17 protein-coding genes are annotated in these 14604 nt (G+C 37.2%); 14 read left to right on the forward strand and 3 right to left on the reverse strand.

The genetic code is table 11. The annotated features are described in order from the left end of the window. Window positions 1-106: 106 nt before the first annotated feature. Window positions 107-340 (reverse strand): hypothetical protein, encoded by a 234-nt coding sequence (locus tag ADM90_RS14405; protein ID WP_412176989.1) that lies wholly within the window; start codon window positions 338-340, stop codon window positions 107-109. A gap of 523 nt (window positions 341-863) precedes the next feature. On the opposite strand from ADM90_RS14405, the gene ADM90_RS14410 reads away from it, so the two are divergent. From ADM90_RS14410 to ADM90_RS14435, 6 genes are all read left to right on the forward strand, one after another. Continuing rightward, window positions 864-1322, forward strand: coding sequence for a LytTR family DNA-binding domain-containing protein (locus ADM90_RS14410; RefSeq protein ID WP_053995659.1), 459 nt, complete (start codon window positions 864-866; stop codon window positions 1320-1322). A 1-nt stretch (window position 1323) separates the two neighbouring features. After that, window positions 1324-1728: a DUF3021 family protein gene (locus ADM90_RS14415; RefSeq protein ID WP_053995660.1), complete on the forward strand. Its 405-nt coding sequence runs from the start codon at window positions 1324-1326 to the stop codon at window positions 1726-1728. A 6-nt stretch (window positions 1729-1734) separates the two neighbouring features. Continuing rightward, complete coding sequence (locus ADM90_RS14420; protein WP_053995738.1) at window positions 1735-2643, forward strand: ABC transporter ATP-binding protein; 909 nt, start codon at window positions 1735-1737, stop codon at window positions 2641-2643. After that, a complete protein-coding gene (locus tag ADM90_RS14425) occupies window positions 2643-3515 on the forward strand; it encodes an ABC transporter permease (RefSeq protein ID WP_053995661.1) in 873 nt (290 codons plus the stop codon). Before ADM90_RS14420 ends, ADM90_RS14425 begins: the two co-directional genes overlap by 1 nt. Window positions 3516-3868: 353 nt before the next feature. After that, on the forward strand, window positions 3869-4591 hold the full coding sequence (locus tag ADM90_RS14430) for an Rpn family recombination-promoting nuclease/putative transposase (RefSeq protein ID WP_152928028.1): 723 nt from the start codon (window positions 3869-3871) through the stop codon (window positions 4589-4591). Between the two features lie 24 nt (window positions 4592-4615). Beyond that, window positions 4616-4813 (forward strand): hypothetical protein, encoded by a 198-nt coding sequence (locus ADM90_RS14435; protein WP_053995663.1) that lies wholly within the window; start codon window positions 4616-4618, stop codon window positions 4811-4813. 95 nt (window positions 4814-4908) lie between these two features. Here the strand turns inward: ADM90_RS14435 and ADM90_RS14440 are convergent, their stop codons facing one another. Further along, window positions 4909-5865, reverse strand: a complete 957-nt coding sequence (locus ADM90_RS14440; RefSeq protein ID WP_053995664.1) for an MBL fold metallo-hydrolase — start codon at window positions 5863-5865, stop codon at window positions 4909-4911. 137 nt (window positions 5866-6002) lie between these two features. Here ADM90_RS14440 and ADM90_RS14445 point away from each other — a divergent pair, with 137 nt between their 5' ends. From ADM90_RS14445 to ADM90_RS14475, 7 genes are all read left to right on the forward strand, one after another. Further along, window positions 6003-7487 (forward strand): methyl-accepting chemotaxis protein, encoded by a 1485-nt coding sequence (locus ADM90_RS14445; protein ID WP_053995665.1) that lies wholly within the window; start codon window positions 6003-6005, stop codon window positions 7485-7487. Window positions 7488-7671: 184 nt separating this feature from the next. Next, the gene (locus ADM90_RS14450; protein ID WP_053995666.1) at window positions 7672-8145 is read left to right on the forward strand and encodes a GNAT family N-acetyltransferase; all 474 of its coding nucleotides are present in this window, start codon (window positions 7672-7674) and stop codon (window positions 8143-8145) included. 265 nt (window positions 8146-8410) lie between these two features. Beyond that, the gene (locus ADM90_RS14455) at window positions 8411-10477 is read left to right on the forward strand and encodes a catalase (protein ID WP_053995667.1); all 2067 of its coding nucleotides are present in this window, start codon (window positions 8411-8413) and stop codon (window positions 10475-10477) included. Window positions 10478-10610: 133 nt separating this feature from the next. Further along, window positions 10611-11069, forward strand: coding sequence for a YkvA family protein (locus ADM90_RS14460; RefSeq protein WP_083448566.1), 459 nt, complete (start codon window positions 10611-10613; stop codon window positions 11067-11069). Window positions 11070-11170: 101 nt separating this feature from the next. After that, on the forward strand, window positions 11171-11518 hold the full coding sequence (locus ADM90_RS14465) for a hypothetical protein (RefSeq protein ID WP_053995668.1): 348 nt from the start codon (window positions 11171-11173) through the stop codon (window positions 11516-11518). A 207-nt stretch (window positions 11519-11725) separates the two neighbouring features. Then, window positions 11726-11926 (forward strand): hypothetical protein, encoded by a 201-nt coding sequence (locus ADM90_RS14470; protein WP_152928029.1) that lies wholly within the window; start codon window positions 11726-11728, stop codon window positions 11924-11926. A gap of 97 nt (window positions 11927-12023) precedes the next feature. After that, entirely contained in the window at window positions 12024-12635 is a 612-nt protein-coding gene (locus ADM90_RS14475) for a hypothetical protein (RefSeq protein ID WP_200908561.1), read from the forward strand. A gap of 114 nt (window positions 12636-12749) precedes the next feature. On the opposite strand, the gene ADM90_RS14480 is transcribed toward ADM90_RS14475, so the two are convergent. Continuing rightward, a complete protein-coding gene (locus tag ADM90_RS14480; RefSeq protein ID WP_053995670.1) occupies window positions 12750-13211 on the reverse strand; it encodes a DinB family protein in 462 nt (153 codons plus the stop codon). A gap of 111 nt (window positions 13212-13322) precedes the next feature. On the opposite strand from ADM90_RS14480, the gene ADM90_RS14490 reads away from it, so the two are divergent. Beyond that, a protein-coding gene (locus tag ADM90_RS14490; protein WP_152928030.1) for an IS3 family transposase occupies window positions 13323-14458 on the forward strand; the annotation gives its coding sequence in 2 pieces (ribosomal slippage) (window positions 13323-13545 and window positions 13545-14458; 1137 coding nt in all). Window positions 14459-14604 lie beyond the last annotated feature (146 nt).

Consider the following 14604-nt stretch of genomic DNA (forward strand, 5'->3'; position numbering starts at 1 on the left):
AAGGGGGAACCTAGTTTTTTCTTGTATGGGATGGTGTAACCCTCGTCATCCTTTCAGATAAAAGTTATTTGCCTGAGAAATATTCATAGAAGAGTTATCTGTCAGATTAACGGAGCATTCTTTTCAACTGCTTCATTTCATTATGCAATTCATCAATTTGTTTTTGTAGCTTGTCAATGTCATGAGTGCTACGATCGCTGTCCTTTATTTCATCCTCTAAAGCAAGCCCCGCTGCAATAGTTGCTAGTGCATCGCCTAGTGTGGTAATTGCTCCTGCGATGACAGCGAGCTTCGCGGCCTGGCTCACAGATTTCGTTCCCTCGTTATTTTTATGATTCAATCCATAATCCTCCTTAAAAAAGGATAGTATTTGTATCATATGCATAAAGAGCATGGATGGTGCAAATTTAAAAAGGTCACTTATCTATTCAAAATAAGTGACCAAATAAAATGGGGATGTGTCTCTTGCTGAAGTATGAGCAAAGATGGAAAGCGAGTAGGGTACATTACCAATATATGACGTTTATTATTAAGCCAATAGGTATTTATCCTCCATTAAAAATAAATATTTTACCTAAAATCTCACCATCACCACCCATAACAAAAAAGCCCATAACATATTTATGTGCAAGCTTCTTCACCATGCGGCTCACCCCATTTTGGTTTCTTGTCAAATACCATTAGATCACAACCTTAAAAAGTGATATATCCATTATTTTTTGAAATCACCATGTAGGTTATAGCCTCAAATTTACACGTTAGCACTGAAATTCGACCTCTTATGGAAAATTTGCAGGCTCTGGAAATTTTCTATGCTACAGTAAGAATACCGAATTCGAGATCAAGTGATAGGGGGCCTCCCATTGAAAATTCAATTAACCATTAATAATGCCTTAGAAGAAACAGAGGTTCATATATATGCCAAGGTGTATAATGAGCAAATTGAACAGTTAATGAAGCAACTGCAAGCTTCGCAGACGACACAAGCAAATGTCTTAGATGGCTATTACCAGCAGGAAATTCATTTGCTAAAAATTACTGATATTTTTTCTATTTACGCAGAGGACGCCAAGATTTATTTACAAACAAATGAGCATGAGTTTGAATCAAAGCGTAAATTGTATGAGCTTGAGACACAGTTAGTAAAGGATTTTGTGAGAGTCAATAAATCAACGCTCGTCAATATCCATAAAATCGCATCGATTCAAATGGGTAAAATTGGCACAACACAATTATTGCTGGAAAACGACACAAGCATTCCTGTAAGCCGCAAATATTTAAAAGAGCTAAAACGTTACCTAGGGATTGGGAGGGATTTATAAGATGAAACTTTTACGCATGATGATTATTGGCATTCTAATTTCATTAAGCTCATCTTATCTATTGGTTACGCGTAGTGTTTTTGAAAAAGGGACAGTAATCAACGGCTCAGAGTTATTTGAACAAGTAGTCATTGCTATTATCCTTGGTGCTGCTATTGGTCTACTATCCATTATTTTTGAATGGGAGCGTTTAACCTTTACACTACAGCTTCTGCTCCATTTGCTGGGCGTTACAGCTTGTGTGCTAATCGCTGGCTATTTCGGTCAATGGTTTCAATATACAGGTATTCCTTTTATTCTGCTAATAGAGGCAGTGATTTACGTGATTGTGTGGTGCATTCTTTATGTATTGCAATTAAAGGATATTGAGGATATCAATCAAATCATCCAAAAAAGAAAGGGATAGATGACAATGAAGTTGGCGATACAGGTAGACAATTTACGCAAGCAATATGGGGAACATCAGGCTGTTAAAGGTATTTCTTTTGCCGTTGAACAAGGCTCTCTATTTGCATTTTTAGGAACAAATGGGGCAGGTAAATCCACAACGATTGAAATTCTTTGTACATTATTAGAGGCTAGTAGTGGAGAGGTAACTATTAACAATCATTCATTAGGAACAAGTAAGGGAAACCATGCCATCCGTCAATCAATTGGTATTGTGTTCCAGCAAAGCATCCTTGATCCACAATTAACAGTGATGGAAAATATCCTACTTCGAGGGCGCTTTTATCATCTAGCTAAAAAGCAATTAATGAAAAATTATGAATTTGTCTGTGCGTATTTACACATAGATGATATTGCACACAAAAAATATGGGCAGCTTTCAGGTGGACAAAAAAGGCGTGCTGATATTGCAAGAGCGATTATTCATAAGCCACAAATTTTATTTTTAGATGAGCCAACCACAGGACTAGACCCACAAACAAGACAGTTTGTGTGGGATGCGATTGAAAGGCTACGGAAGGAAACAAATATGACTATTTTTCTAACGACACATTATATGGAAGAAGCGGCTGTTGCAGATAATATCGTTATTTTAAAAGAGGGGAAAATTGTAGCACAAGGATCTCCCAATGATTTAAAGGAGCAATATGCTTCAGACCAGCTCATTCTTTCTTTTAAGGATGAGGCTGTTATCACATCTTTAGGATATGCATTGGAGAAACAAGGGGATGTGTATAAAATGAATATTGCCTCTACGTTGGCAGCAGTTCCGATTATCAATGAATTAGCGTCGCATTTAACATCATTTGAAGTAATGAAAGGTTCGCTCGATCGTGTCTTTATTCAAATTAACGAAGAAATGAAGGTGCACTAATGGATATGATTATAAGTTTAGTGAGTCGTCATAATAAAGTGTTTACACGAAATCGTATGCTGGTATTTTTCTCTATGCTATCAGTGCTGATCGTTATTGCCCTTTACGCTATTTTTTTGCAAAAAACACAACTAGATGCCATTGAGCAATATATGCCTGTTACACAAAGTATTAAGCAAATGGTTAATGAATGGATGGTGGCAGGGCTCTTATCGATTATTGCCGTAACGACAACGCTTGGTGTTTTTGGGATTTATGTAAAAGACCTTGAAACAAAAACAACAGCAGATTTTTTAACAACGGCTGCCTCACGTGCAAAAATCCAGGTGAGCTATGTAATCAGTGCTTTATTGATTGGTTTTATGATGACAATGCTTGCCTTTATTTGCTGTGAGATCTTTTTAGTCGCTACAGGCGGAGAGCTTTTATCATGGTATGCTACCATAAAGATCATAGGTATTTTATTGTTAGCAGTTATATTAAGCAGTACCCTCAATTTATTTTTGGTGCTTTTCGTTAAAACCCAGAATGCCTTTTCCACATTAAATACCATTATTGGTACAGCGATCGGCTTTTTATGTGGCGTTTACGTGCCAATGGGTGCTTTGCCAAGTTACGTGCAATCAATGATTCACTATTTTCCAATTAGTCATACAACGGTTCTGCTAAGAGATGCGTTTATGGCTGATTCGATTCAAAACGTCTTTAAGGGCAATGAAGCTTTTGCAGAAAATTATATGCTGCAATATGGTATAATATATGAAATAAATGGTACAGTAATCTCCAATATATCAAGTGTGTTATTTATTGTAGGGACGATTATGGTAGTTGGTGTTGTAGCAATAATTATTTTTTCGAGGAAACATAAATAATTGGGCAAATGATCATTCAAATGTAGATGTTTTCAGCACGACAAATGAAGAAAACGCTCTACTGATTGAAGGGCATTTTTTTGCAATCTCTTATCATAGAAAGTTTGGTTAAAATATTTACTTTCTATCTAAGACATACACGCTTAGATGGCGGAGCACTAGTTGTTTTCCGTAATAAATTCGGGTAAACTGAGCAAAATAGGAGGGGTACCAATGAAGGCTAATAAACAGCATAAGGCCAGTGTATTTTCGCTGTATATGAGCAGCCTGTACGATTAATTGAAGTCTATAATGCCATTCAAGGGACGGATTACCCACCAAATACGCCAATCGAGATTAACACACTAACAGAGGTGCTTTATAAAGATCGCATCAACGATATTTCTTTCCTATTAGACGGCAAATTTGTCGTGCTAATGGAACACCAATCAACTATCAATCAAAATATGCCATTGCGAATGCTAATGTACATTGGGCGTTTGTATGAGAAAATGACGACCAGCTATAGCATTTATCAAAAACGGCAAATTCCATTGCCAGCCCCCGAATTTCTTGTGCTGTATAACGGGAAAGAGCCTAGTCCAAAAGAACAAATTTTGCACTTGTCAGATGCCTTCAAAGAAACGCCCCATGAGAACACGCTTGAACTGACGATCAAAGTGATCAATATCAAATACGGACAAAATGACGTAATATTAAAGAAAAGTATTGCCCTCCATCAGTACGGATTTTTCATCTACACGGTAGAACAATACTTATGTGAAGGATTGCTATTAGCAGATGCCATTCATCAAGCAATCCAAGACTGTAAGAGCCAGGGAATCATGCAGGATTTCCTGGAACAACACGCAAGCGAGGTGGAAAATATGTTGATTCATGAGTGGAATTTAGAAGAACAATTACAAGCTTTTAAACAAGAGGGGCGACAAGAGGGGCGGAGGGAAGGTCGAGAAGCAGAACGAATAGAAGTGGCGAAAAAATTGATAATGAATGGCCAGAGCGATACTTTTATCGCAGAAATCACTAATCTAACTATGGAGCAATTGAAAATTCTTCGCAAGGAACTTACTGTTTAATAACTTTAATATGGGGTAGAAAATATGTTGATTCATGAGTGGAATTTAAAAGAACAATTACAAACTTTTAAACAAGAGGGACGAGAAGAGGGACGAGAAGCAGAACGAGTTGAAATGGCAAAAAAGTTGATAATGAATGGCCAGAGCGATACTTTTATCGCAGAAATCACTAATCTAACTATGGAGCAATTGAAAATCATTCGCAAGGAACTTACTGTTTAGAAACTTTAATAGGATATAGAATTCAGTTATAAGGCATATAAAGTAGGTAAAACTTTTGGAATAGGTGATTATCAATATAGCAAAAAGCATCGGCATTATACCGATGCTTTTACTTTTGCTAAATAATCAAGGATGCCCATTGCTGATACAATTGTATCAAATGGAATTGTTTGATAGACAGGATGCGTGTCGGCAATACCATTTTCCTGTAAATAGCCAAATAACAGCTCTTTTAAACGAGCATCTAAATAGTGAGCTTGTTCTTGAAAATCATTTGATACTGTTCGTGCCTTTTTGCCTGCCTCTAAAAAGAGCGGTGTCCAGTAGCGTACTTGACGATAGGCTTCTGCTGGATTTCGATACGCACCATAATGACCAAAATATAATTCACTTGCCTGTAATGTTTCATATAACTGAATGGATTGCTCCATTGTAGTTGGATCGTACTGATTTGGAGAAGTTGAAGGTATAATTAAATCAATCGCTTCTCTGTCCATTTCTGGATAACGAACGCCCGTTGTATCGCCTACAAATAAGCCGTTTGTTGCTGAATACAGCATGGACACATGATGCTTAGCATGACCTTCTGTATGGTAAAACGTCAAATAATGCTGTCCTAACTGTAATTGCTGCTTATGCTGCACCTCGATAATGCGCTCGGCAGCAATTGGTACAATTGGATCAAATAGACGATCAAACTCAGCACCATACACCCCTTTAGCACTCGCAATCAATCGACTTGGATCAATCATATGGGTCGCTCCTCGTGGATGGACCACAAGTTTAGCATTTGGACAGCTCTGCAAAAATAAACCCGCGCCCCCAGCGTGATCTAAATGAATATGTGTCACAATGACATAGTGAATATCCTCTAAAGCAATATTTAACTCCTTTAGTCCTGCCATAATATAAGGAACAGATGGACTAGCAGATGTTTCGATTAAGGTGATTTTTTCATCCACTAATAAATAAGAACTTGTGCGTTGCTCGCGATTCAAATCGTGTGTATCAATACAATAAAAATTTGGTGCAATTTGCTGGACATTCGTCAATTCAATTTCCTCCTTTTATTGCAAAAACATATAGTAAATGCTTTTATATGCAATATTTAGCTACAAAAAGTAGTTCTTATACTATATAATAATAGAAAATTGAAATGAATGTCCATTCATTTTTTAGGGGGATAGCAATGGAGAAAAAACTTCGCTATGATACACAGAAAGTCCATCGTGTTAATTTAGCTATTATTTCGGTTTTGGCCATTTTAATTTGTGGACCAATGATTCTATCAAAAGGGGTACTATTTTTATTTGTTGGACTGATTGTAATTGCGCTAGCAGTGTGTAATTATTTTTTACCAATCAAAACCTATGTAAAAGGCTTTATTTTTGGGTTAATTCCTGCCAGCATTGTTTTTACATTGTTCTTGCTTGATAGTTTTTCATTAAATAAGCATTATATTTTGCTATGCACAGTAGCGATTATTGCTCTGTACTTTAAAAAAGAATTAATTGTATTTTTTGGGGTACTAACAAATATTAGTTTTTTCATATTATATGTAGTAAATTCTCCGTCATTGCTAGGGCCATTTGACGATATCGTTGTGTTTGTCACGCTGATTGCCATTATGAATGGGGTAATTATAGCCTTTTATTTAATTGCAAAATGGGGGAATGAATTGATTGAACATGCGGCACTTCAACAGAAAAATGTGCAAGTATCCTTTCAGCAATTACAAAATGCCTTTCAAGAAATTGAACAAAGCAGTCAGGCATTGGATGAGCATGTGACACAATTCCAGCAAACAATGCAGCGAATTTCAGGCTCTAGTAAGCAAATATTGCTCGCAACAGAGGACATCTCTGCTAGTATCCAGCAGGAAGCATCAAGCCTGCAGATGATTCATGGCACAATGAGAGATTCTGTGCATTTTGTCAATGAAACCTTTACCATTTCGCAGGATACTGTCGCGAAATCAACAAATCTTCAGCGAGAGGTATTGGCAGGCTGGCAAAAAATGCAGGATGCTATGGCACAGATGAAGGTGATGAACCAGGCAATAGGCTCAACCACAGAAACTGTCAATAATCTTCAAAGCAGCTTGCAAACTGTCGATGGTCTGTTAATGGGCATTACTCATATTGCAGAACAGACAAATTTATTAGCATTGAATGCAGCGATTGAGGCGGCTCGAGCAGGGGAGCATGGTAAAGGATTTGCTATTGTGGCAGATGAGGTACGCCAGCTCGCAGAAGAAAGCGCTGCCATCACAGTAAACATTACCAATGTAACGAAGAATTTATTCGAAAAGTCAACAGAGGTCTATCAGCGTTCAGATGATGGTGAAAAAGCATTACAGCACGGTGAAAAACTGTTACAGGAGGTCAGTCATTTCTTTGATCGATTAAAAGATTCCTTTACACAAACCAATGCTGATTTAACAAGAGGAATGCATGAATTAAGCAGTGCCATCTCACAATTTGAGGCTATACAGATGCAAATTGAAAGGCTCAATGAAATGACCGAGCAGAACGCAGCGTCAACAGAGGATATTCTACGTTCAGTGGAGGATGAAAATCAACTATTGGCGATGATGACAACTACAACAAATCGTATTGAAGGATTAAGCGCTACATTAAAGTCATTAGTCATGACAAAGGGGAAGGAAACCTGATACGATAAAGATAAGCATGATTAAACAAATGAATTGTGGGGTAAAGAAATGTTATTCATCGCCACCGTGTCGGAGCTTTTCTTTTCTATATCATAGGCGATCTTAAGAAACCTTTGCGTTATCCAATTTATCTAGTGGATACATTTAAACCTTCGTAACCACTTCAATGAAGGAGGGAATACTAATGAATATTCGTAGTTTACAAAGTTCAGATTATGCTATTTTATCGCCGCTTATTAATGAGTGGTGGGGCGGACAAAATATGTCAGATCGGCTGCCCAAATTATTTTTTGAGCATTTCACAAATACTAGCCTGATTATGGAAAATGACGGTGAAATTATTGGTTTTCTCGTTGGTTTTTTATCGCAGTCTCAATCAAATGAAGCATTTATTCATTTTGTTGGGGTACATCCTAACTACCGAAAACAGAATATTGCCAAAAGACTGTATGATGTTTTCTTCCATGTCGTCAAGCAATACAATCGAAACATCGTAAAATGTGTAACATCACCAACAAATAAGGTGTCGATCGCTTTCCATACAAATATGGGGTTTAGAATGGAAAAAGGTGATAAAACAATCGATAATATATCAGTCTACACAAACTACGGTGGAGAAAATCAAGATCGCATATTGTTCTGTAAAATCTTAGAGTAATTCCTCTATGCCCAGAATGATGGCAAACAGAAAAAACGAATTAGCCAAATGGAACTGCACGCCAATCTTCAGAGCAATTGGCGGTGCAGTTTTTTTATGAGTATATGGATGATTGAGTAGCGCATTCATACTTAATGAAGAATCACTTGAGAATAAGTCGTTCTTACTTTATTGGGGAACAGTATAATCATCGAGAATGAAGAATATAATTTCACATCTTTGTCTATACTTAATGAATAATTACGGATGTGAGGTGTAAAATAGCGTGAATGAAAACGTTGATTCTTCCAATAAAAAGCGTAAGCAATTAGAACCGTTTATTCATGAAACAGAAGGCAAAAAGATGACATCCAATGAAGGAATACCAATTTCAGATGATGAAAACAGTTTAACCGCTGGTGATCGCGGCCCGACACTGATTGAAGACTTCCTTGCACGGGAGAAATTAGCGCATTTTGACCGTGAGCGTATTCCTGAGCGTGTTGTACATGCAAGAGGCTATGGTGCACATGGAGAATTTGAACTGTATGAATCTTTGTCAGATATTACAATGGCTGACTTTTTGCAGGATCCCAATAAAAAAACACCACTTTTTGTACGTTTTTCACAAGTGGTTGGCTCAAGAGGCTGTAATGAAACAAATCGTGATGTCAGGGGCTTTTCTCTCAAGTTTTATACAGATGAAGGAAATTTTGATTTAGTTGCTATTAATATGCCAGTATTTTTTATTCAGGATGCCATTAAATTTCCTGATTTAATTCATTCTGTGAAACCAGAGCCTGATAATGAATATCCTCAAGGACAAACTGCACATGATACTTTTTGGGATTTTATGGGGGCTAATAAAGAAACGGCACATATGTCTTTATGGATTATGACGGGCCGAGCCATTCCTAAAAGCTTTAGAACAATGGAAGGTTTTGGTGTGCATACGTTCCGCTTAGTCAATAAGGATGGCGTTGCTCACTTTGTAAAATTCCATATAAAACCAATGTTGGGTGTCCATACTTTAATATGGGATGAAGCACAGCAACTGGGTGCTGATGCAGATTATCATCGTCGAGACTTATGGATAAATATTGCAAATGGTAATTATCCTGAATATGAGCTGGCGATTCAAATTATTAAGGAAGAAGATGAATTTGCCTTTGACTTTGATATATTAGATCCTACAAAATTATGGCCCGAAGAAGATGTACCTCTGCGGAAAATAGGCAAAATCACCATTAATCGTAATGTGGACAATGCTTTTGCAGAAACAGAGCAGAGCGCATTCCATCCAGGTAATATTGTGAGAGGGATTGATTTTTCAAATGATCCTCTTCTTCAAGGCAGATTATTTTCTTATACAGATACGCAACAGGCACGTCTTGGCCCAAATCATCAACAGCTACCTATCAATAGACCTGTATGTCCATTTGCCAATAATCAGCGTGATGGGGCATCGAGACTAATTATTGATCGTGGAAAAGTTTCCTACCATCGCAATGGGCTTGCCAATAATACCCCTTATCCTGTTCCAGGTACACAGGGTGGTTTTGTTACTTATCCATCGACTGTAGAGGGACGTAAGGTAAGACAAACAGCCCCATCCTTTAAAGATCATTATTCTCAGGCTAGAATGTTTTGGAATAGTATGAGCGATGTGGAAAAGCAACAAATTATCGGTGCTTTTTGCTTTGAGCTTGGCAAATGTCGACCTTTTGTACGGCAAGGGATGGTCAATGTACTTGCCCATATTAGCCATGATTTAGCGAGAAATGTTTCAAAGGAATTAGGCACGACTGTTCCAGATGTACCGGAATCGACTGTCACAAAGTCCTCACCTGCATTAAGTCTAATGAATACTACATTTGTACCTGATACATTACGTGTAGGAGTGTTCTTAGCGGAAGGGTTTGACGGTCCAAGTGTGAAAAAATTATTAGACACATTGGTCAAGGCAAAGCTGCAAATGGTAATTGTGCATGATCGATTAGGCACTGTGACTGGCACAGAGGGCGTTCAATATGAAGTGGATGATAGCTTTTTAACAGGCTCGTCGCTAACATATGATGGGGTTTTAATTGTAGGAAGCGGCAATATTACACCTTATTTTACGTATGAAGTTCAAAAATACACGGTTAATATCTATAATCATTTTAAACCAATTGCGACAATGCAGAATGGCGAGGCAGTGCTCGAACCATTGAATTTAGTGTATGATAACAGGATAGGGATAATGAATGATAGTAGCCCAGATTTCGCTAAAAGCTTTATTGATATAATGGCTCAGCAGCGCTTCTGGGATCGTCCAAGTTATCTGTACCCTTCAAGTATTTCATCTGGGTGAAAAATAAAATTATTTGATAGGCAAAGTCGGTATACTGACTTTGCCTATTTATGTATGCCTTACAACTTAAAGCCTTATTTTTGAAGCGATTATAAAAATAATATATGATAGCTTATAATGAGGGGTGATGTAAATGTTTGAGAAATTTAAAAAGAACAAGCAAATTGAAGATAGCGAGGAAAATTTAATCCATCTACCTGAAACGATAAATGAAGAAATACTAAAGCAGCATAGTGAGCATTATTCTGAGGATGGGCTTTGGCATAAGATTAAGAAATATGCTAAAAAAGCAGGCTCCTCCGTTGTCTATGCGGTATTAATTTTGTATTTTGTCCTACAAAAAGAGGAAGTGCCAAAGAAAGATAAAGCGATTATTATTGGCGCATTAGGTTATTTTATTTTACCCTTTGACTTAATTCCTGATATGGCAGCAGGTGTAGGCTATGCCGATGATATTGGCGCACTATTAGCTGCTATTGTGCAGGTTGCGATGTATATTGATGACGATGTGAAGCAACAGGCAAGAGCCAAGCTAACAGACTGGTTCGGCGACGATGTAGATACTTCTGACATTGATAATAAATTAGCATAGTCATATAAAGCATTCTCTTACTAAGGGGATGCTTTTTCTATGCAACAAATTAGCTTGCTATAGCGTCAGTGAAATAACTTTAATTGTCAGGATGTGTCATATTGTATATAAAATCATTACTACTATCTTTTACTTATATGATTTATTTCACCATAGTAATTTTCGTTACCTACTGGATGCAATGGCTAACCGTGTTAGTTGTCGGTAGTGTGCGATTTACCGCCACTGATAGCTATCCTGGTGATGTTAGCAATTCTTTTTTAATCGTAGAAAGCTTTTTCTTTTCATTTGCACACTTTATTGTGTTGACTATCTTTTTACTGCTTTATTATGTCTTGCTGTCTTTCTTCAAAATAAAGTTTCATTTGAAAATTCCTTTTATTATCAATAGTGTAATCATGCTTGGCTTAACGATTTTCTTTATCAATAAATTTTTAGGAGGTGCATAGAATGATTGAAATCATTCATGATATTCGTTTGCTATATTGAGATTCTACCTAATCGCTATAAGAGAAAATGCTAGGACCCATCCTCTCTTTTTTAACAGAAGACAATTTTGACTATATTTTGCCTGCTTTCGAAAAATGCTACAAGGAATTGCCTTCAATGAGATAGATGTAGAGACATGGCAATGAATTAATCAGAAATTAGAGGGAATGAAACGATTTTTAATGAGCAATTCCCCTCCCGATTCATTCAAAGATGTGATTGGTTTTCCATTTAGCTATTCTGAGCGGGAATTTAAAGAAAGCTATGGTATCAATAGCAAACAACTTGCCTTGCTACTTGCTGAATTACAGGCTTGGATGCAACAAAAAAGTACATCAACTCAAATTATTTCCGTTTTGGGGATTTGAGTGTAGTTATAAATTAAGAAAATTGTCTAAATAAGAAAATAAATGTGGAAATTCCCCTAATATCCATATATAGTTAAATAGAGGAGGAGATTGAAAAATGAAGAAATTATTCATACTATCACTTACACTGCTAGTTAGTATTTTTTTAGTAGCATGTAACGAAGAAAAGGATAGTGACAGTGCTAAGAAAACAGAGGATGCTAATCAAACACCAGCAGAAACGAAATCATCACAGCCAGAGAAAGAGCCTATAGATATGGAGCTCACTTTACCAGCAATTTTGTTTGAAGGTGAAGAGATTGATGAAATGATTGCAGATGCAAAAGAGGATGGCGTTGAGGAAGCTATTAAAAATGAGGATGGCTCGCTAACATTAAGGATGTCAAAGTCTGTTCATCAAAGATTGATGGAAGATTTGAAGGAAGTCGTTAATGAAATGGTAGAAGAAGTAAAAACAGATAAAGACTTTACATACATTCAAGATGTCACTCACAATAACGATTTTACGGAGTTTACTTTGACGGTAAACAAAGAACTATTTGAAAATAGTTTAGATACATTAGCAATAGATGAACTTGCACTAACAGGCGTGTTCTATCATATTTTCAATAATGTAGAGCATGACCAAATTAAAATGACAATAATTATTAAGGATGCGTCAACGGGAGAGGTTATTGAAACATTTATGTATCCCGATGATTTCGAATAAAGGTAATTATTTTGAAACTGTAGGAAACACTGGAAATTCCGTGTATGCCTACAGTTTTTCTGTTAGTTGGCTTGTATTAAAGAGTTCGGTTGTTTTTTATTAGAAGAATCTAATCTATTTGACCATTTTACGGATATATGCTAGTTGCCCAATATGGTAGGCATTATGAGTAGCGGCATTGGCTATAATTGCCCACCATTTTGCCTCTACAGGATAGCCCTCCACCTTTGCTAAAAGCTGCTCTTCCTCAATCAACTTCTGCCATTGCAGCAATGTGTTTAACAGCTTTTCCTTTAAATCCACGAAAGGAACCCCTTTTTGAACAAGGAAGGTATCCACATTATGAGTTTGTGGAACAATATTCACTTGGTTTTCTTGATAGCGTAATTGCCACGTTTCATTCCAATAAATTAGATGCTGGGCAATTTCAGCAATGCTATGACTGGCATGATCAGGTTTCCAAAATGCCTCTGCCTCAGTTAACTCATCAGCTACTTTACAAAATGAGCTATACCAACTGCAATCATTAGCATTAGCTAGAAGTTGGTCTAACAATATGGTTTTCGCTTCAATCATTTAAGGTTCATCTCCTTTATATTTTTTAGTATATCTGAATGTAGAATAGAGCCATGGACACACTCTGGTTAAGTTAGTATCATTATAATCGAGAGAGGACGTGTCTGTTTTATGCGTCAAAAACGATACAATAAAGAATTTAAACAAACTGTAGTGGAGCTATATCGCTCTGGTACACCGGTCAGTCAATTGTCTAGCGAATATGGTGTTTCTGAAGTAACGATTTATAAATGGATTAAATTACACTCTCCTATTGAAGGTGCAGAAGAATTAACTGCAGCGGAAGTTTCTACGATTCAAAAAGAAAATCTTCGATTAAAGCAGGAGATTGAAATCTTAAAAAAGGCTATGACCATATTCGCGAAAAAGTAACCGAACAAGAACTTATTGACCATATTGAAAACGAAAGCGAACATTATCCTATTCAATTAATGTGTCGCGTTTTAAAGGTACCTAAAAGTACGTATTACCAGTCTTTCCACAAGAAACCGAACGTGTACGAAGTTGAAAACAAGAAAATTACGCAGCGTATTTGTGTCATTCACAAAGAAAGTGATGGACGATACGGTGCGCCAAAAATTCATGCACAGTTACTCAAGGAAGGCGTGAAAGTCAGTATTAAACGCGTGCAACGACTCATGAAAAAAGCGGGTATTCGCTCAAACATCACAAAAAAGTACCGTCCGACGCCAACTCAAAAGCCCGTGGAAGAGCGTGAAAACGTACTCGAACAAGATTTCCAAACAACAACGATTCATGAAAAATGGGTAGCTGATATTACCTATATTCATACAATTCACGATGGATGGTGCTACTTGGCGTCGGTTCTTGATTTACATTCTAAGAAAATAGTCGGTTATAAGTTTGGACGAAAAATGACCGTAGATTTGGTCGTTGAGGCATTGGATCACGCTGTACAAGCACAAAAACCAGCCCCAGGATTAATCATCCATACCGATTTAGGTACGCCATATACGAGTGAAACATTTCAAGAAAAACTAAAAAAACACGAAATGATTCCGTCGTTCAGCCGTAAAGGTTGCCCATACGATAACGCTTGTATCGAGTCTTTTCATGCGACATTAAAAAAGGAAGAAGTATATCGAACGCGGTATGAGAATTATGAAACAGCTCGAGTGGCGCTATTTAAATACATTGAAGGTTGGTACAATCGCAAACACATTCATAGTGCAATAGGCTTTCTTACGCCTGAAGAATGCGAAAGTATGTGCCGAGCTGCGTCGTAAAACTTGGGGGTTCAAGTAATCTTCCCCTTCATATTTTGGGCGCAACCTCCATGGATTTCACGCTCTACATCCCATGAAGTCTGTCAAAGGCTCTTTTCCCTTTGACTGGCTACACGGGATGTGGAACACTCCATAAATAGTGGTTG

The sequence above is a fragment of the Lysinibacillus macroides genome (assembly GCF_001281525.1).
In the GTDB taxonomy this organism is placed as follows: Bacteria; Bacillota; Bacilli; order Bacillales_A; family Planococcaceae; genus Lysinibacillus; species Lysinibacillus macroides.

Coding starts and splice junctions, on each gene's coding strand:
- ADM90_RS14415 (WP_053995660.1), top strand. CDS start 1,324: ATGAAACTTTTACGCATGATGATTATTGGCATTCTAATTTCATTAAGC.
- ADM90_RS14475 (WP_200908561.1), top strand. CDS start 12,024: ATGAAGAAATTATTCATACTATCACTTACACTGCTAGTTAGTATTTTT.
- ADM90_RS14480 (WP_053995670.1), bottom strand. CDS start 13,211: ATGATTGAAGCGAAAACCATATTGTTAGACCAACTTCTAGCTAATGCT.
- ADM90_RS14460 (WP_083448566.1), top strand. CDS start 10,611: ATGTTTGAGAAATTTAAAAAGAACAAGCAAATTGAAGATAGCGAGGAA.
- ADM90_RS14435 (WP_053995663.1), top strand. CDS start 4,616: ATGTTGATTCATGAGTGGAATTTAAAAGAACAATTACAAACTTTTAAA.
- ADM90_RS14445 (WP_053995665.1), top strand. CDS start 6,003: ATGGAGAAAAAACTTCGCTATGATACACAGAAAGTCCATCGTGTTAAT.
- ADM90_RS14470 (WP_152928029.1), top strand. CDS start 11,726: ATGAAACGATTTTTAATGAGCAATTCCCCTCCCGATTCATTCAAAGAT.
- ADM90_RS14450 (WP_053995666.1), top strand. CDS start 7,672: ATGAATATTCGTAGTTTACAAAGTTCAGATTATGCTATTTTATCGCCG.
- ADM90_RS14420 (WP_053995738.1), top strand. CDS start 1,735: ATGAAGTTGGCGATACAGGTAGACAATTTACGCAAGCAATATGGGGAA.
- ADM90_RS14425 (WP_053995661.1), top strand. CDS start 2,643: ATGGATATGATTATAAGTTTAGTGAGTCGTCATAATAAAGTGTTTACA.